The sequence below is a fragment of the Nocardia sp. NPDC059229 genome (genome assembly GCF_042754165.1).
Classification (GTDB): Bacteria; Actinomycetota; Actinomycetes; order Mycobacteriales; family Mycobacteriaceae; genus Nocardia.
Window position 1 is genome coordinate 560,820 of record NZ_JBHZAK010000002.1, and the last position, 16,772, is coordinate 577,591.

The following is a 16,772-nucleotide window of genomic DNA, read 5'->3' on the forward strand; positions in this document are numbered from 1 at the left end:
GTCTCGGGTCCACCGCGAACCGAGGAGGTCGTGTGCAACTGCCTGTCATGCCACCGGTCAAACCGATGCTGGCCAAATCGGTCTCGGAGCTGCCCCGTGACCCGGGGTTGCTGTTCGAACCGAAATGGGACGGCTTCCGCTGCATCGTCTTCCGCGACGGCGACGAGATCGAACTGGGTTCCCGCAACGACCGGCCCCTGACCCGGTACTTCCCCGAACTGGTGGAACTACTGGGTCGGGCGCTGCCGGACAAGTGCGTGGTGGACGGGGAGATCGTGGTCGTCACCGAGAACGGCCTGGATTTCGACACGCTGCAGAACCGGCTGCATCCGGCGGCCTCGCGGGTGAAGAAGCTGGCGGTGGAGACACCGGCCAGCTTTGTCGGCTTCGACCTGCTGGCGCTGGGCGAGCAGGATCTGACCGATCGGCCCTTCGCCGAGCGGCGGCGGATGCTGGAAACCGTGCTCGACGGGCAGGCCCCGGGCACGCATCTGACGCCGATGACCGAGGACCCGCAGGTGGCGGCGGACTGGTTCACCCGGTTCGAGGGCGCGGGGTTCGACGGGGTGATGGCCAAGGCGGCGGATCTGCCGTACCTGCAGGACAAGCGGGTGATGCTCAAGATCAAGCATGAGCGGACCGCCGACTGTGTGGTGGCCGGGTTCCGCTGGCACAAGGACGGGCAGGGGGTGGGGTCGCTGCTGCTGGGGTTGTTCGACGACGAGGGGAATCTGCATCACGTCGGGGTGGCGTCGAGTTTCACCGCGGCGCGGCGCAAGGAGCTGGTGGGTGAGCTGGAACCGTTGCGCGAGAACGCGCTCGAGCAGCATCCGTGGCGGTCGTGGGCCGATGCGGCGGCGCAGGCCAAGGCGGACGGGAAGATGCCGGGCGGGGTGAGCCGCTGGACCGGCGGCAAGGATCTGTCGTGGGAGGCGCTGCGCCCGGAGCTGGTGGCCGAGGTGCGCTACGAGCACGTGATGGCGGGCCGGCTGCGCCACGGTGGCCGGCTGGTGCGGTTCCGCACCGACCGCACCCCCGAATCGTGTACCTACGCCCAGCTCGACGAGGTGGCCCCCGCCGAGCTGGCCGACATCTTCGCCGACGCGAGGAACGCGAAAGGGACTGCGCGGTGAGCGATTCGGTGGAGCTCGAGGTGGCCGGGCATACGGTCGGCGTCTCCAATCCGGGCAAGGTGTACTTCTCCAAGCGTGGGGAAACCAAGCTGGATCTGGTGAATTACTATCTGGCCGTTGCCGATCCGATCATGCGGACCATCGGCGGGCGGCCGGTGCTGCTGGAACGGTATCCGGATGGGGCCTCGGGGAAGTCCTGGTTCCAGAAGCGGGTGCCGAAGTCGGTGCCGGACTGGTTGCAGACCACGGTGGTGTCGACGCCGAACGGGACCACCAGCGACGCGCTGGTCGCTGTCGATATGGCGCACATCGTGTGGGCGGTGAACCTGGGCTGCCTGGGTTTCCACGTCTGGCCCACCCATGCCGGCGCCGAGGCCGCCTCCACGTTTCCGCCGGTCATGGACGCGGCCGGCACTGTCCTGCCGCCGACCGGTGTGACCGATGAGTTGCGTATCGATCTGGACCCCTCCCCCGGTATCGGTTTCGACGATCTGCGTGCGGCCGCCTTCGCCACCCGCGAGCTGTGCACCGAACTGGGTATCGATGTGCGCGTGAAGACCTCCGGCTCGCGCGGTCTGCACCTGTATGCGCTGCTGCAACCGGAGTGGGACGGCTATCAGGTCCGTGCCGCGGCGGTCGCGCTGGCCCGCGAGCTCGAGCGCCGCCACCCGGACCGCATCACAGCCGCCTGGTGGAAGGAAGAGCGCGGTTCGCGGGTGTTCGTGGATTTCAACCAGAATGCTCCGCACAAAACGGTTTTCGGTGCCTGGTGTGTCCGCCCGAAGGTCGGCGCGCAGGTGTCCACCCCGATTTCGTGGGAGGCGCTGGAGGCGATCGTCCCCGACGAACTGACCATCGCGACGGTCCCGGCCCGGGTCGCCGAACTGGGTGACCCGTGGGCCGATCGTGTCCCCCAGACCCTGGAACCGCTGCTGGAGATGTCGGAGAAGGACATGGCCGCGGGCCTGATGGACGCGCCCTGGCCGCCGGTCTATCCGAAGATGCCCAACGAGCCGCCGCGCGTGCAGCCGAGCAAGGCCCGCAAGGACACCGCCGAATAGCGGTGTGCCGGTAGCACTCTCACCGCACAGCCCCCGACGAGCCGCACTCGCCGGGGGCTGTGCGGTTGTGAGATGTCTCTTGGTGGCGGACGGCGAGTTGTGGCGTTACCGTCATCGGCGACAACGCCGACGACTCGGGCTATATCTGGAATGTCGTGCTGTCCGAACAGTTTCCGACACACCACCGACAGGCAGGGGCATTCGATGGACAGCAATATCGAACGCGTGGCGTGGGACCACCCGGCCGCCGCCGCGTACGTGCGTGCGGCCGGTGATGCCGCGGCACTGCTGGGCACCGCGAAGGATCACGCGCACGCCGTGGCCGGTATGGACCTGTCCGGGCTGGGGACCCTCGGCAACGGGTTCGCCGCGGCCTGGGCGGCGGCCTGGACCACCCACGGCGGCCACCTGCAGACCGCGTCGGCGCTCACCGGCGCCTACGGCCAGGCCATCACCACGTGGGGGACGGTGCTCGGCGGGGTGGACACCGAGTCCGCGGCCAGGATTGCGGGCACCGTCCCCGGCACCGATGAGATCCAGGCGTAGGCCCGTCAGCGGATCAGGGGACAACCGATATGCAGACCGGCATTCAGGGCGGAGACCTCACGGCGGTGGCGGAACCCGCTCTGGTCACGGCCTTGGTCGCGCCGCTGGTGAAGCTGCGCGCGGCTCTGGGCGACGGGACCCGCCCCGGCGGGACGGCGTCGGCGGCGCTGGTGGCGGTGCCGGACACCGTGCGCGCTGCTGTGGACGCCCATCGCGGCGGGATCACGCCGCTGGCGTCCACCGGGACCGCAGCGGCGGCGGTGGCGGTCCTGAAGCGAACAGGCGACGAGGTGGGCGCCCTGGCCGACGTAGCGGAAACCCTTGCGCCGCTGGTGACTTCGGCCTACGCCACCCGCGACAAGGCCGCCGCCGACCTGGACGCCCTCATCGCCGATTTCCGGGCCCAGGCCACGCCGCTGGTGAAAGCCGCACGCTCGCAAGCGGATCTGGACTCGGTGGTGAGCCTGGCCGCGGACTACGTGCGCGACGGCGTGAGCGTGGCCGAGGCCGCCGACGGCCACATGGACACCCTCACGGCCCGGATCACCAGCATCGACCAGGCCGGGGTCACCGTGCCCACCGGCCTGCCCATCGGCAACGACATCACCACACAGCGCGACGGACAGGCGGGCACGATCTCATGAATTTGTTCGGCGACCTGCCCGGCTTCGCGGGCGGAGCGATCGTGCCCCCGTCCGGCACCCGGGTGCCGGTGCCCACGCCCGGCCCCGACGCTGACCCGCCCGAGACCGAGGAATTCGAGGTCACCGGCGATATCCGCGATCACAGCTGGGACGAGCTGCCGACCGCGCGGCCCGGCCACCGGACCACCCTGTGGGGCGATCCCGAGCACGCCGCGGCCCTGCAGGGCCCACTGGCGGCCACCGATCCGGTACTCGGGGCCGACACCACCACCGCGGCGGGCACCGCGCGCATCGATACGCACACCACCTACCACGAGATCGAAAAGCATTCCGCCGCCGAGTATTCGGTGACTCTCACGATCCAGATCAAGGCTCAGCCATGACCGACCCTGACGTTCCGGTGTTCACCACCACCAGCAGCAACCGCACCATCACCGTGACCGCCACCGACGCCGGCCAGATCATCGAACTCCGTTTCGAGGCCGCCGAATACGGCCGCGGTGCCGCCGCACTGGCCGCCGAGATCGTGCGCCTGGCCCAGCGCTGCACCCTGCTGGCCCGCGCCCGCCGCCGCGAGGCCCTGGCCGCCTTCGGCCTGGCCGACGTACTCCTGGACCGCCTCGGGCTGCCCGACCCCCACACCGTCGCCGCCGAACTCGCCCGCCTGGACGCCCCCAGCGCCGACACCACCCCGCACAGCTGGGTGCGTGCCCGGTGAGCGCCGACATGCAAGCCCTCATCGCCCAGGTCGGCGACCAACTCGAAGCGCTCACCCTCGCCGCCGACGGCCTGGCCCGGGTCACCGGCCACGCCACCGGCCTGCACGGCACCATCACCGCCGAGGTCGCCGGCGACGGCACCCTGACCGCCCTGACACTGGCCGAGTCCATCACCGCCCACCCACCCGACCAGGCTGCCGCCGCCATCCTGGCCACCATCACCGCAGCCACCACCGCCGCCGCCCGCCACCGCGCCGAACTCCTGGCCCACCTCAGCGACATCCTCACCTAGCCGTCCTGGCTGCCGTCCCCGAACAGCGCAAGCTGACGCGACGAAGCGACCGATCCGCCGATCTTGCGCAGACACCAGGCACAGCTCACCTCCGCCCGGGTCGGTTCCAGCGCAGTCGGCGACCACCCGGCAACACCGGTGTGGCACAACAGCTCCGGAACCTCCTCGCCCTCGACCCAATGCCCGAGGCTGACCGCGTGCACGGTGCGCCCGGACCGCACGACGGCGTGCACACCCGGGTCGCCGAACACCGCCCGCGCGGCGGAGGCTAGAGGAGCGATATCGGTCATGCGCCCAAACGATAGGTCTGGTCACCGACAAACCGACCCCCACCACCGGGGCCTGCTTCGGGTACTGCCGAAGATCCCCGATTTACGTAATGTCATGTAACGTAACAATAAGGCGAGGGTTCTGTTCGAGTGCGGCATACGTCGAGGCTGGTGGCCAGGCTCGTGCGTGGCCTTCCGCACTCCGCACGGTCCGTGCCCGATCTCGTGGAATTAACGTGTCTAGGTGGTATGTAAATGGCGCAGGTGATCGTCGAATGAAGATCGACGTGCAGTTGGATTGCCGGCCCGAGGACTCCGAGCAGGCAGCCGTCGAGAACGCTGCGCTCGGTGTCGACGGGTTGTTCAGCTTCGAGGGCGCGCACGATGTTTTTCTGCCGCTGGCGCTCGCGGCGCGGGTTGCCGAACTGGACTTCTTGACCAATATCGCGGTCGCGTTGCCTCGCAGTCCCTTGCATCTGGCGCATCTGGCCTACGACATGCAGTCGATCACGAAGGGGCGGTTTCGGCTCGGTCTGGGGTCTCAGGTTCGGTCCCACATCGAAAACCGGTACGGGGGTCACTGGTCGCGTCCGGCGGCGCGGATGCGAGAGACGGTGGCGGCGATCAAGGCGATCCTCGGCACCTGGCAGTACGGTGCACCGCTGCGGTTCGAGGGCGAGTTCACCCGCCACACGCTGATGACGCCCACATTCGATCCCGGGCCGATTCCCCGGCTATTCCCCCAGCGGTCAGCACATCGCGGACCTGGCCCGCGCGGTCAAGGAAAGCGCCGCATGAGCGGGGTGCGAGTCGAGGTCGTCGACGGTGTCGGGCTGGTGACGCTCGATCGTCCCGGCAAGCGCAACGCTTTCGACGGGCCGATGGGGCGGGCACTGGGCCGGGCCTACCGCCGGTTGGACGAGGATCAGACGGTGCGGGTGATCGTGCTGACCGGCACACCGCCCGCGTTCTGCGCCGGGGCCGACCTGTCGGCGGGCACGCAAACCTTCGCTGCCCCCGATGATCCGGGCTTCTCCGCCTCGCCGATCACCCCGCCGGCATTCGATCTCGGCACACCGGTGATCGCTGCGGTGAACGGGCACGCCATCGGCATCGGGCTCACCCTCGCTCTGCAGGCCGACATCCGTGTGATGGCGGCGGAGGGGAAATACGCGATCCCCCAGGTACGCCGCGGGGTGATCCCGGACATGATGGCGCACTGGACCCTGCCTCGCATCGGCGGGATCGCCGTGGCAGCCGATCTCCTGCTGACTGGTCGGACATTCGACGGCACCGAGGCCGTCAGCCTGGGACTGGCCTCCCGATGTGTACCCGCGAACGAGGTGTTGGCGACAGCGATGGACATCGCCTCCGACATCGCGACCAACGTGGCGCCCCGGTCGGCGGCGTCGAGCAAGCGGCTGCTGTGGGACGCCGCCCGCAACTCCGATACCCCCGACGCCGTGGCCGCCCGCGAGACTGCGGTCCACCGCCAGCTCATGGGAACCCCGGATGCCCGCGAGGGGGTGCGCGCCCACCTCGAGCGCCGCGCTCCCCGATGGGCCCCGGCGGGACCTGCGACCCACGACCACGCCGAGTAAGAGAAGAGGCCCACCAGCGATGGGAAACACCAACAGATTCGGCGCGGCGACGGTGACCGACGACGTCCTCGCAGGCATCGACCTCACCGGCCACGTCGCACTGGTGACCGGCGCCACCAGCGGGCTCGGTGCCGAGACCGCGCGGTCACTGGCCGCGGCCGGCGCCGAGGTGATCCTGGCGGTGCGGGACATCGCAGCCGCCACCGTGCTGCGTGAACGGATCCGTGACCGGCATCCGCACGCCGTGCTCGAGGCGGTCCACCTCGATCTGGCCGACCTCGGCAGCGTACGGGCGGCTGCACACCTGCTCACTGCCCGTCGACAGCGGCTGAACATCCTGATCAACAACGCGGCGGTGATGTACACGCCGTTCGGGCACACCACCGACGGGTTCGAGCTGCAGTTGGGGATCAACCATCTCGGCCACTTCGTCCTGACAACCGGCCTGCGCGCCGCGCTGTCGGCCGGTGCCCAGCACACGGGTCACCCCAGCCGCATCGTCACGGTCTCCTCCGACGCCCATCACCGGTACCCGGCCGACCTGGGTGACCTGAACTTCCGTCGACGCAGCTACGACAAATTCGCCTCCTACGGCCAGTCCAAATCGGCCAACATCCTGATGACCGTCGAACTGGCCACGCGGCTGACCGGGGACGTCCACGCCTTCGCCGTGCATCCAGGGGTGTGCGCCACCAACCTGGCCCGGCACATGTCCCGCGCGGACTTCACCGAGATGCGCCGGCTGTCGAGCCGCGACCCCGGCCTGCTGCGCACCCTCAAATCGGTGCCCGCAGCGGCCGCAACCACGGTCTGGGCGGCGACCGACGCCCGACTGCCCGAACTCAACGGCGCTTACCTCGCCGACTGCGCGCCGGCGCACGCCAGTGCCCACGCCACCGATCTCGACACCGCCGGCGCGCTGTGGGAGTTGTCCGAACAGCTCACCGCACACCGGCCGTGACCTCACCCCTCACCTGCGTGCCGTCTTCGCGCCGGCGACCTCGCTGTGTCGTGCCGCGACCACATAGAGTGCGCCGCCGAGGGTTTCGACGTAGGCGTCGGCATCATCGAGCCCGCGTCGCAGCCCGCGCATCGACGTGGAATCGGCCAGGAGATCGAACAGAAACCCGGTGTCGACATCGGCGCTGATGTCGCCGCGCTGCACGGCATGGTCGATCAAGTCCGAAAATGCTTGTCGCACAGGCGCACCCAGGGCGGTCAATCGAGCCCGTGCCTGTTCGGTCTGGGTGTCGGCCAACAGCCCCGGGAAGCCCGCGCGCGCAGCGGGGCGCGCTGCGCGGGCCAGGAAGGTCTGGACCCAGGTCTTCAGATCCTCGCGCAGGTCACCGGTCTCCATCGGCAGCGGATGCCCGCCGGGGCCGTGCACGGCCTCCTCGATCAAGGCCTCCCGAGTCGGCCAGCGACGGTAGATCGCCGGCGTATTCACACCCGACTGCCGTGAGATCGCCGCGATCGTCGTCTGTTGGTAACCGACCTCGGCCAGCAGGCGACGAGCCGCCACCAGCACGGCCTGGTCCTTCGATTCGTCCCGTGGACGGCCCATCCTCGGCCCCGCTGCTTCGCTCATAGTTCCATGTAATCACGCTACGTTTCTCCGAGCCAGAATCTGGCAGCGACCGGGGTGCAGAGGTCGGCAACCTCGCAGATATGAACTGTTCGGACCGCCGAGCGCCCTAGAATAGTTATGTAGCACGCCGTTACGTAATGAGTGGCTTACGGCGACCTGGAAACCGTCCTGCACCTGCTCGAACGACCCTCACACCGCCTCGGCGTGGAGTCGCGATACCGATTACCCGACCTCGATTGCCGAACGCGTCGACGCCGACACGGTATGGGTGAATCAGCATGACACGCCAAGCCTTTTCGGCTTCGCCGACCCGCAGCGTCAGCTCGTCGGGGGCACTACCGCCATCGAGAAGTTCCTGCGCTGCAGGGTGATCGGTGTGCACATCGATGACGAACCGAGGTGATCCCCTTGCCGCAACTGCTGGCCGCCTGGGCCGAGGCCTCGCACCGAAACCACTGACGCCCGGCGGTGACACCGCCCGAGGGACAGGGACGCGGGGCGGCCGGGATTCCGGTCGCGGACACGATCCGACCGCTGATGATGTTGTGTCGTAGGACTTTTCGCGTCGCAGCCTGCTCAGGCGGCGCCGGCGGTGGGCTGCTGGATGGCGAGGGCGGGTTCGCGGGCGGCGCACAGGATGAGGTGGAGCAGGGCCACGACGAGGGTTTGGTCGAGGGGGCTCCAGGTCAGGGACATGCGGTTGTGGACGAAGCCGACGGAGATGCCGGAGCGGGGGTCGGTCCAGCCGGTGGAGCCGAAGGCCCCGACGTGGCCGTAGCCGCGGGGTGCCCGCGCGGCGGGGAGGCTGTGATAGCCCAGGTGCCAGAACGGGACCAGCAGGCTGTGGTCGAGGCGGTAGGTGCGGATGCGTTCGAGTTCACGGACGGTCGGGGTGGACAGGTAGGGGCGGCCGCCGACGTATCCGTCACACGCCAGGGCGCTGTACATTTTCGCCAATGCCGTTGCGGTGCACACGGCGTTGCCGGCGGGCAGGGCGGTGTCGAGGATGGCGGGGTCGTCGCCGCGGAAGATGGATTCCAGGCCGGGCACGTAGATCGACGAGAGCGGGGCGCGCAGCAGGCGGGGCAGGCGCGGGACGGCGGCGGCGACCGGGGCCGGAATGCTGTGTTCGGCAAGGGTTTTCAGGGAGCCGACGAGGTGGGCGGGCCGGGTGCGGGACCCGGCGGGCGGGCGGCCCAGGTGGATGCCGTCGACGCCGAGGGGGTCGGCGACCTCGCTGCGGTAGAGCTGGGTCATGTCGCGGCCGGTGAGGGCGCGGGCCAGCCCGCTCATGAGCCAGCCGATGGTGAGGGCGTGGTAGATCGGTGTGCCCAGCAGGTCATCGGGTTTCGCGGCGGCCAGGCGCGCTTCCATGAGTTCGTGGTCGAGGACCTCGCCGGGGGTGGCGGCGGGCAGCGCCGACAGGCCGGCGCGGTGGCTGAGCAGTTCGGTGACGGTGATGCGGGCCTTGCCGTTGGCGGCGAACTCGGGCCAGTATTCGGCGACGGGCGCGCCGTAGTCGAGCAGGCCGCGGTCGGCCAGCCGCGCCAGCACGGTCGCGGAGACACCCTTGGAGGCGGAGTAGACCATGGCGCCGGTGTCGGCGGTCCAGGGGGTGCCGTGGGCGTCGGCGGCGCCGGCCCAGACATCGACGACCGGTTCGCCGTGCTGATACACCGCCAGTGCGCCGCCGTTGCCGCGGCGGCCGGCGAAGACGCGGGCGAAAGTCTTGATGGCGGAGTCGAATCGGGGTTCGGCGGTGCCGTGCACCCCGGTGGGCAGTCCGGCAGCGGCGGCGGAGCTCGAGGTCGTCATCGATCCACGGTAGCGGCGCGGCGACCACCCCGACAAGATGTGTCTGGGACAATTTTCCGGCGTGGTGGAGAGTTCGGATGTCGGTGCCGTCTGCCACAGTGACGGTCATGGATCCGGTGACCTTCCCCGACGCCGCCGCCTTCGACACCTGGCTCGAAGCCAATCACGCACGCCCGGAAGGGGTTTGGATCCGCCTGGCCAAGAAGGGCTCGGGTATCGCCACGCTCACCGAGGACGAGGCGGTCGATGTCGGGCTGTGCTGGGGCTGGATCTCCGGGCAGCGCAAAACCTTCGACGCTGACTACTACCTGCAGAAGTATGTGCCGCGCCGCCCGCACAGCCACTGGTCGCAGGTCAATGTCGACAAGGTCGCCCGACTCACCGCCGCCGGGCGCATGCGCGCGCCCGGACTCGCCGAGGTCGAAGCGGCCCGCGCGGACGGGCGGTGGGCCGCGGCCTACCCGTCGCAGGCGAACTTCACGGTGCCGCCGGATCTGGCTGCCGCGCTGGCCGATCGGCCCCGCGCCCGGCAGGTGTTCGACGCCTTGGACCGGACCGGCCAGTATGCGATCGTGCTGGAGCTGCTGCGGGCGAGAACCGCGAAAACCCGCGCTTCCCGCCTCGACAAGGCGCTCGCGAGCCTCGAATCACACTGAAACCCACCGATTCCGGATGCCCGGGCCGTATCGGGTACCCGGAATCGGTTCGTGCCGGGTTCAGTTCAGTCGTTCGGCCAGCAGCGGCGCGAGGGTGCGCAGCACCTCGAGATAGTCCCCGCCGACGACCTGCGGCGCGACATGGTTCGCACCGGCGTGCACGTGTTCGGCGAGCCGGTCGGCGATCTGGGCGGCGCTCCCGTGCGCGACGACCGCGTCCACGAACCGGTCGCTGCCGGGCTGGGTCAGGTCGGTCTCGTCGAAACCGAAGCGGCGCAGGTTGTTCACGTAGTTGACCAGGCCCAGATAGAACCCGGCCTTCTCGCGGCCGATGACCCGGGCCCGCGCGGTGTCCTCGTCGAGAACCACCTTGTGCTCGCTGACCAGCAGCTTGTCGGGGCCCAGGATGCCGCGCAGCTCGGCGGTGTGCTCGGGCACGGTCAGATACGGCAGGGCGCCGGCGCTGCGGTCGCGCGCGAGTTTCGCCACCCGCGGGCCCAGCGCGGCCAGTGCGCGGCCCTGCTGCGGGACGCCGCGGGCGTCGAGGATGTCGAGGTAGTTCACCAGCGCGTCATAGGGTTTGGTGTAGGTGCCGGTGTGCTCGGGGTGACCGACGCCGATGCCGAGCAGGAACCGGCCGGGGAATTTCTCCTCCAGCCGCAGATAGGTGTCCGCGGCCGCCTCGGCGGTGGAGCCCCACACATTGACGATGCTGGTGGCCACGACGATCGATTCGGATCCGGCGAGCAGTTTCTCGTAACCGTCCCAGTCGGCCGGCGGCGATCCGCCCAGCCAGACCGCGCCGTAGCCGAGGTCTTCGAGTTCACGCACCGCTTCGGGGGTGAACTGCGTGTAGAACTGCCATGCACCGAACTTGCCCAGGTAGTCGAATGCCATACCAGCGGCCAACACATCAAGATCACGACGCATTCCCGGCGGCGCTGTCGAATTCGGCGCGCGCGGCGAGCACCTCGTCCATGTGGCCCTCGGCCCACTGGTGCAGCCGGGTCACGATCACCAGCAGGCTCTGCCCGAGCGGGGTCAGCGAATAGTCCACGCGCACCGGTACCTGCGCGGTCATGCGCCGTGCCACCAGGCCGTCGCGTTCGAGGGTGCGCAGGGTCTGGGTGAGCATCTTGTTGCTGACCGCGGCCACGGTCGCGCCGATCTCGCCGTAGCGGCGCGGTCCCGCGCCGAGCGCGGCCAGGATCAGGCAGGTCCACTTGTCGCCGATGGTGTCGAGCATCTGATTGGTGGGGCAGGCGGCGAGGTAAGCGTTGTACTCGACTTTCGCCTGTTCCCGGCGTTGCGCGGCGGTGGTGGTCGGCATCGTCACTCCCCTGGTGCGGGCCCGGCCGCGAGCCCGGATCGACAACTGGCTGTGCAGATACAGCCGACGCGGTGGCGTGCGCATTCCCGCCCGAAGGGACCGGTTCGGGACGCGATCCGCACTCTCACCGGTGACCTGGGTACTTTTCGGTGCCTACTGGCCGGGCGCCCGGGCGCCGACCTACGGTGAAAGCACGCCCCGCACCGCCGGTCACCCGGCGCGGCGGCGTTCCACCGGTGGACCTTCATTCCTTCGCAGTCACAGGAGCATTCCCATGCGTGCTGTTGCTTTCTCCCGTTTCGGCGGTCCGGAGGTCCTCGACCTGATCGACACCCCCGTACCGGTCCCGGGACCGGGTGAGGTGCTGGTGAAAATCGCTGCCGCCCCGGTCAATCCGGTCGATATCGGGGCGCGGGCCGGGGCGTTCGCCGCGCTGCTGCCCGAGCGCGACCACTACGTGCCCGGCGTCGAATTCTCCGGCTGGATCGAGGCCGCCGGGCCGGGTGTGGCCGACGCCGAGCCGGGGCGGCCGGTGGTCGGGCTGATTCCGTGGCTGGCCACCTTCGACGGCGCCTACACCGAGTACGTGACGATCGCGGCCGAGCTGGTCGCCGCCGCCCCGACCGGCGTCGATCTGACCGCCGCGGCGACCCTGCCGCTCAATGCGATCACCGCGGACCTGGCCGTGGCGGCGGCCCCCGGAGCCCGAGTGCTGGTGACCGGCGCGGCCGGCGGTGTCGGCGGATACGCGGTGCAGTTGGCCGCGGCACGGGACGCGACGGTGATCGCCGTGGCCGGGCCCGGGGACGAAGACCTGGTGAAGTCACTCGGTGCCAGCGAATTCGCTACGCGCGGTGAGGATCTGGCGCAGCGTGTGGGCGCGGGCAGCGTCGACGCCGTCATCGATGCCGCGCTGGTGGGTGCGTCGCTGCTGCCGCTGGTGCGTGACGGCGGCGCGTTCGTGGCGTTGCTGCCGCCGGTGACCCCGCCCGCCGAGCGCGGGATCACGGTGACGACGGTGCAGCAGGCCCCCGACGGCCGCCGCCTGGCCGAACTGGTGGACCTGGTCGAGGCGGGCACGCTCACGCTGCGGGTCGCGGAGACCTTCCCGCTCGCCGAGGCCGCCGCCGCGCACGCCCGCTTCGAGAAGGGCGGCCTGCGCGGGCGGCTGGTGCTGCTCCCCTAGGCGGCTTCGGGTCGGCCCTGGGCGCGGAATTGTCCGGGCGCCACCCCGAATTCGCGTTTGAATGCTTTGGCGAACGCGTATTCGGAGGTGTAGCCGGACTTTTCCGCGACCACCCGCAGCAGGGCGTCGGACTCGCGCAGCAGCCGCGCCGCGCAGGTCATGCGCCACCAGGTCAGGTAGGTCAGCGGCCCGGTGCCGAGGGTGGCGGTGAAGCGTTGCGCGAACACCGAGCGCGACACCCCGGCACGGGCCGCGAGGGACTGCACCGTCCACGGCGCGCCCGGCTCGGCGTGAATGGCCTGCAGGGCGGTGTGTACGGCCGGATCCCGCAGTGCCGCAACCCATCCGGTGCCGCTGGGGTGGGCGTCGTGCCAGGCGCGCAGCATGAACAGCAGCAGCATCTCCAGCAGCGGCGCGATGGCCCCGGACCCGTCCTGGGTGTCGAGCTCGTGGCCGAGCAGATCGATGGCGGCGCGCAGCGGGCTGTGGTGGCCGACGCGGGCGGGCAGATGGATCACATCAGGTAGTTCCGCCAGCGCGGGGTGCGGGCGCGAGTCGTCGAGAGAATAGGCGCCGCACAGTAATACGGTCTGCGCGCCGGTGTCACCCCCGGTACGTCCGGGTTGGGGACTGTCGGTGATGGCGTGGCCGTGGCTGCGCGGCATGAACACCACGTCACCGACCTGCAGGTGTACCGGTTCCCCGCCGTCGGGCAGCAGCCAGCATGAACCCTGCAGCACCACATGGAATCCGGCGCTGTTGCCCTGTGCCGGGAAGTGCGTGCGCCAGGGCGCGTGCTTGACGGTCCGGTTGGAGTGCGGGGTGCCCAGCCGCATCGCGGCGACCGCGTCGCTGAGAATGTCCACCACCCCACCGTACCGGCAGCGTCGGCCCACCCGGACGATCGGATATCAGGGCCGGAGTTTCGGGCATGGATCGTCCGGACCGGACTCCATAGCGTGAAGCGCGAGCCGATTCCCGGTTCGCGTCCCTTCACTCGATGGAGTTGTCTCCCATGCGTATTGCCGTGCACGGCGCCAGCGGTTTCACCGGTTCCCTCGTCGTGGCCGAGCTCGTCCGCCGCGACCTCACCCCGGTCCTGGTCGGCCGCGACCCGGACCGCCTGCGCCGCATCGCCGACCAGGCCGCCATTCCCGACGCCGAGATCCACGCCGCCCACCTCGACGACACCGCGGCCCTCACCGCCGCATTCGCCGGAACCGACGCGGTCGTCAATACCGCCGGACCCTTCACCCTTTGGGGCGAACCGGTGGTACGGGCCGCGATCGCCGCGCGCCGCCCCTACCTCGACACCACCGGCGAACCCGCCTACCTGCACAAGATCCTCACCACCTACGACGAACCCGCGAAACAGGCCGGGGTCACGGTCGTTCCGGCCGTCACCGACGACGGTGTACCCGGTGATCTCATCGCCTCGCTCACCGCTGCCCGCCTCGGTGCGCCGATCACCGAGGTGGTCATCGCCGACCTGCGCCGCCCCGGCGCCGCATCCCGGGGCACCGCACGCTCGATGGCCGCCATCATGGTCGCCGAGCAGATCGAATATCGCGACGGCGGCTGGCAATCGGTGCAGGAACCGGAATCCACCCTGCTCGAACCGGGCGAGGCCGAGCCAGTGCCCATGAGTACTCTCGCGCTGCCGGGCGTCTACACCATCCCCCGTCATCTCGAGACGCCCCGCGTGCGCGGGGTGATCCGCAGCGAGGTCGGCGAGCTGTTCGCGAGCCTGAATTCCGAAGTCGCCGAAACCCTTCCGGAAGTCCCCGACGCGGCCGCGCTCGACGCAGCCCGCTGGTTCATGCTCGCCGAGGCCACCGGCGGGGACGGCCGCCGCGCCCGCGGTTGGGTGACCGGGTTCAACGCCTACGCCTCCACCGCGGTCATCGCCGTGGAGGCCGCGCGCCGGCTGGTCGCCGACGGCGCCCCGGCCGGAACCCTCGCCCCGGCACAGGCCTTCGACGCCGCGAGCTTCCTCGACCACCTCGCCACCACCGGGGTGACCTGGCAGGTCGAGGAGCTCGCCGCCGTCTGAACGCCGTGCCCCACACGGGAATCAGCGCCCGGCGTCGACCTTCGGGAAGGTGTCGCTGACCAGCGTGAGCAGCGCGTCCGCGAGCAGGTGGTGCACCTGCTCGCGGCTCAGGCTGCCGCGCACGATCCACTCACGCCCGGCCGCCTTCACCAGCCCGCCGTAACAGCGCACCAGCGCCCGCAATTCGGCCGAGTGCAGCGACTCGCTCAGCCCCATCATCTGGACCATGCGGTCGGCCGCGGCATAGTCGGCCTCGTCGAGGATGCGCTGCACCTCGGGGTCGTCGCCGACGCCTTCGTGCCCGGTGACCTTGACCCAGGTACTGCCGTGCTCACCGATGGTGTCCAGCAGCCACGAGACGCTGGCGTCCACCCGCTCCCGGGTGGTCCCGGCGGGCACGATCATCTTCTCCGGCCGCGGCAGCGTCACCATCCGCCGCACCACCGCGAGATACAGGTCCCGCTTGTTGCCGAAGTAGTGATTGATCAGCCCGCGCGCCACCCCGGCCCGCTGGGCCAGCTCGGCGGTGGACACGGCCGCGTAGGGGCGTTCGCCGAACATGTCGATGGCGCAGGACAGGATCTGCGCCCGGCGTTCGTCGGGTTCGAGCCGGCGACGGCGCGATGGCGCGTCCCCCGCGTCCTCGGACGCGGGCGGCTCGATATCGATATCAGAGTGAGCGGGCAATGAGATCCTTCATCACCTCGTTGGCTCCCGCGAGGATTCGCAGGACCCGAGCGCCGGTGTACAGCTGGGAAATCGGGTATTCGGTCATGTATCCATAGCCGCCGAAGAACTGCAGGCAGCGATCCACCACATTACCGAGTTGGTCGGTCAACCAGTATTTCGACATGGCCGCGGTGGGGATGTCCAGCTCACCACGCAGATGCTTGGTGATGCAGTCGTCGAGGAACACGCGCCCGACCTTGGCGATGGTCGCGCACTCCGCCAGCTCGAAACGGGTGTTCTGCATGGCGAACAGCGGCTTGCCGAACGCCTCGCGGCCCTTGGTGTAGTCGACGGTCAGCTCGACCGCCTTCTCCGTCATCGCCACCGCCATGATGGCGGTGACCAGGCGTTCCTGGGCCAGCATCTGCATCATCTGATAGAAGCCCTGGCCCTCGGCCGGGCCCAGCAGGTTCGACACCGGCACCCGCAGGCCGGCGAAGAACAGCTCGGCGGTGTCCTGCGCCTTGCCGCCGATCTTGGACAGGATGCGGCCGCGGGTGAAACCCGGAGTGTCGTCGCCCACTTCGGCAAAGATCAGCGAGACACCGGCCGCGCCCAGGGCGGGGTCGGTCTTGCAGGCGATGATGATGCCGTCACACAGCCACCCGTTGGAGATGAAGATCTTCGAGCCGGTGATGACGTACTCGTCGCCCTCACGCACCGCGCGGGTCTTGATGTTCTGCAGATCCGAGCCGGTCCCCGGTTCGGTCATGCCGATCGAGAGCACCATCTCACCACTGGCCGCCTTCGGCAGCACCCGCTTCTTGAGTTCCTCGGACCCGAACTCGTGAAGGTAGGGCGCGATGATCGAGGAGTGCACCGACATGCCCAGTGAACCGTCACCGCAGTGCGCCTGGGCCTCGATGATCGCCGCCTCGTGGGCGAAAGTGCCACCGCCACCACCGAATTCGGACGGGATGGCCGCGCACAGCAGGCCCAGTTCACCGGCGCGGTTGTAGAGCGCGCGGTCGGGGTGCCCCTGGGCGATGAACTTCTCCTCGTGCGGAATCACCTCCTTCTCGAAGAAGGTGGTCGCCAATCCTCGTACCGCCTCGACCTCGTCGTCGCTCCATGCGGGGCGTGCCATCGTCCGTTCCTCGCTTGCCTGAAAAGGGTGCGCCTGAGCGCCTCGCCCCTCAGCGTGCACGGC

General features: G+C 69.7%; 20 protein-coding genes and 1 pseudogene. 13 read left to right on the plus strand and 8 right to left on the minus strand.

What is annotated here, in order from left to right; translation table 11 throughout:
• Positions 1-32: 32 nt before the first annotated feature.
• The 7 genes from ACFXHE_RS08945 to ACFXHE_RS08975 all read left to right on the plus strand — a co-directional run bounded on the left by ACFXHE_RS08945 (position 33) and on the right by ACFXHE_RS08975 (position 4,395).
• Positions 33-1,133, plus strand: coding sequence for an ATP-dependent DNA ligase (locus tag ACFXHE_RS08945; RefSeq protein WP_379381348.1), 1,101 nt, complete (start codon positions 33-35; stop codon positions 1,131-1,133).
• Positions 1,130-2,194, plus strand: coding sequence for a DNA polymerase domain-containing protein (locus tag ACFXHE_RS08950; RefSeq protein WP_379381349.1), 1,065 nt, complete (start codon positions 1,130-1,132; stop codon positions 2,192-2,194). Before ACFXHE_RS08945 ends, ACFXHE_RS08950 begins: the two co-directional genes overlap by 4 nt.
• 204 nt (positions 2,195-2,398) lie before the next feature.
• A complete protein-coding gene (locus ACFXHE_RS08955) occupies positions 2,399-2,740 on the plus strand; it encodes a hypothetical protein (RefSeq protein ID WP_379381351.1) in 342 nt (113 codons plus the stop codon).
• A 29-nt stretch (positions 2,741-2,769) separates the two neighbouring features.
• The gene (locus ACFXHE_RS08960) at positions 2,770-3,384 is read left to right on the plus strand and encodes a hypothetical protein (protein ID WP_379381353.1); all 615 of its coding nucleotides are present in this window, start codon (positions 2,770-2,772) and stop codon (positions 3,382-3,384) included.
• Entirely contained in the window at positions 3,381-3,767 is a 387-nt protein-coding gene (locus tag ACFXHE_RS08965; RefSeq protein ID WP_379381355.1) for a hypothetical protein, read from the plus strand. Before ACFXHE_RS08960 ends, ACFXHE_RS08965 begins: the two co-directional genes overlap by 4 nt.
• Positions 3,764-4,102: a hypothetical protein gene (locus ACFXHE_RS08970; RefSeq protein ID WP_379381357.1), complete on the plus strand. Its 339-nt coding sequence runs from the start codon at positions 3,764-3,766 to the stop codon at positions 4,100-4,102. Before ACFXHE_RS08965 ends, ACFXHE_RS08970 begins: the two co-directional genes overlap by 4 nt.
• Complete coding sequence (locus tag ACFXHE_RS08975; protein ID WP_379381359.1) at positions 4,099-4,395, plus strand: YbaB/EbfC family DNA-binding protein; 297 nt, start codon at positions 4,099-4,101, stop codon at positions 4,393-4,395. Before ACFXHE_RS08970 ends, ACFXHE_RS08975 begins: the two co-directional genes overlap by 4 nt.
• On the opposite strand, the gene ACFXHE_RS08980 is transcribed toward ACFXHE_RS08975, so the two are convergent.
• A complete protein-coding gene (locus ACFXHE_RS08980; RefSeq protein WP_379381361.1) occupies positions 4,392-4,685 on the minus strand; it encodes a hypothetical protein in 294 nt (97 codons plus the stop codon). The genes ACFXHE_RS08975 and ACFXHE_RS08980 overlap by 4 nt on opposite strands.
• Positions 4,686-4,939: 254 nt before the next feature.
• Here ACFXHE_RS08980 and ACFXHE_RS08985 point away from each other — a divergent pair.
• The 3 genes and pseudogenes from ACFXHE_RS08985 to ACFXHE_RS08995 form a co-directional block, all read left to right on the plus strand.
• A pseudogene (locus tag ACFXHE_RS08985) lies at positions 4,940-5,383 on the plus strand (LLM class flavin-dependent oxidoreductase); the annotation flags it as partial.
• A 75-nt stretch (positions 5,384-5,458) separates the two neighbouring features.
• Positions 5,459-6,265, plus strand: a complete 807-nt coding sequence (locus ACFXHE_RS08990) for an enoyl-CoA hydratase/isomerase family protein (protein ID WP_379381409.1) — start codon at positions 5,459-5,461, stop codon at positions 6,263-6,265.
• 19 nt (positions 6,266-6,284) lie between these two features.
• Positions 6,285-7,226 carry an SDR family NAD(P)-dependent oxidoreductase gene (locus ACFXHE_RS08995; protein ID WP_379381363.1) on the plus strand — a complete coding sequence of 314 codons (942 nt, stop codon included), beginning with the start codon at positions 6,285-6,287 and terminating at the stop codon, positions 7,224-7,226.
• Between the two features lie 9 nt (positions 7,227-7,235).
• Here the strand turns inward: ACFXHE_RS08995 and ACFXHE_RS09000 are convergent, their stop codons facing one another.
• Together ACFXHE_RS09000 and ACFXHE_RS09005 are read right to left on the minus strand one after the other, a co-directional pair.
• Positions 7,236-7,793: a TetR/AcrR family transcriptional regulator gene (locus ACFXHE_RS09000; RefSeq protein WP_379381365.1), complete on the minus strand. Its 558-nt coding sequence runs from the start codon at positions 7,791-7,793 to the stop codon at positions 7,236-7,238.
• Between the two features lie 636 nt (positions 7,794-8,429).
• On the minus strand, positions 8,430-9,668 hold the full coding sequence (locus ACFXHE_RS09005) for a serine hydrolase domain-containing protein (protein WP_379381367.1): 1,239 nt from the start codon (positions 9,666-9,668) through the stop codon (positions 8,430-8,432).
• A gap of 77 nt (positions 9,669-9,745) precedes the next feature.
• Here ACFXHE_RS09005 and ACFXHE_RS09010 point away from each other — a divergent pair, with 77 nt between their 5' ends.
• Positions 9,746-10,324 carry a YdeI family protein gene (locus tag ACFXHE_RS09010; protein WP_379381369.1) on the plus strand — a complete coding sequence of 193 codons (579 nt, stop codon included), beginning with the start codon at positions 9,746-9,748 and terminating at the stop codon, positions 10,322-10,324.
• Positions 10,325-10,384: 60 nt separating this feature from the next.
• On the opposite strand, the gene ACFXHE_RS09015 is transcribed toward ACFXHE_RS09010, so the two are convergent.
• Together ACFXHE_RS09015 and ACFXHE_RS09020 are read right to left on the minus strand one after the other, a co-directional pair.
• Positions 10,385-11,221 carry an LLM class F420-dependent oxidoreductase gene (locus ACFXHE_RS09015; protein WP_379381370.1) on the minus strand — a complete coding sequence of 279 codons (837 nt, stop codon included), beginning with the start codon at positions 11,219-11,221 and terminating at the stop codon, positions 10,385-10,387.
• Positions 11,222-11,243: 22 nt separating this feature from the next.
• Complete coding sequence (locus ACFXHE_RS09020) at positions 11,244-11,654, minus strand: winged helix-turn-helix transcriptional regulator (protein WP_379381371.1); 411 nt, start codon at positions 11,652-11,654, stop codon at positions 11,244-11,246.
• Positions 11,655-11,928: 274 nt separating this feature from the next.
• Here ACFXHE_RS09020 and ACFXHE_RS09025 point away from each other — a divergent pair, with 274 nt between their 5' ends.
• Positions 11,929-12,840, plus strand: coding sequence for an NADP-dependent oxidoreductase (locus ACFXHE_RS09025; RefSeq protein ID WP_379381372.1), 912 nt, complete (start codon positions 11,929-11,931; stop codon positions 12,838-12,840).
• On the opposite strand, the gene ACFXHE_RS09030 is transcribed toward ACFXHE_RS09025, so the two are convergent.
• Positions 12,837-13,706, minus strand: coding sequence for an AraC family transcriptional regulator (locus tag ACFXHE_RS09030; protein WP_379381373.1), 870 nt, complete (start codon positions 13,704-13,706; stop codon positions 12,837-12,839). The genes ACFXHE_RS09025 and ACFXHE_RS09030 overlap by 4 nt on opposite strands.
• 149 nt (positions 13,707-13,855) lie before the next feature.
• On the opposite strand from ACFXHE_RS09030, the gene ACFXHE_RS09035 reads away from it, so the two are divergent.
• The gene (locus ACFXHE_RS09035; RefSeq protein WP_379381374.1) at positions 13,856-14,893 is read left to right on the plus strand and encodes a saccharopine dehydrogenase family protein; all 1,038 of its coding nucleotides are present in this window, start codon (positions 13,856-13,858) and stop codon (positions 14,891-14,893) included.
• A gap of 21 nt (positions 14,894-14,914) precedes the next feature.
• On the opposite strand, the gene ACFXHE_RS09040 is transcribed toward ACFXHE_RS09035, so the two are convergent.
• Both ACFXHE_RS09040 and ACFXHE_RS09045 read right to left on the minus strand, forming a co-directional pair.
• Positions 14,915-15,580, minus strand: coding sequence for a TetR/AcrR family transcriptional regulator (locus ACFXHE_RS09040; protein ID WP_379381375.1), 666 nt, complete (start codon positions 15,578-15,580; stop codon positions 14,915-14,917).
• Positions 15,564-16,709, minus strand: coding sequence for an acyl-CoA dehydrogenase family protein (locus ACFXHE_RS09045; protein WP_379381376.1), 1,146 nt, complete (start codon positions 16,707-16,709; stop codon positions 15,564-15,566). The genes ACFXHE_RS09040 and ACFXHE_RS09045 overlap by 17 nt, the downstream gene beginning before the upstream one ends.
• Positions 16,710-16,772: the final 63 nt, after the last annotated feature.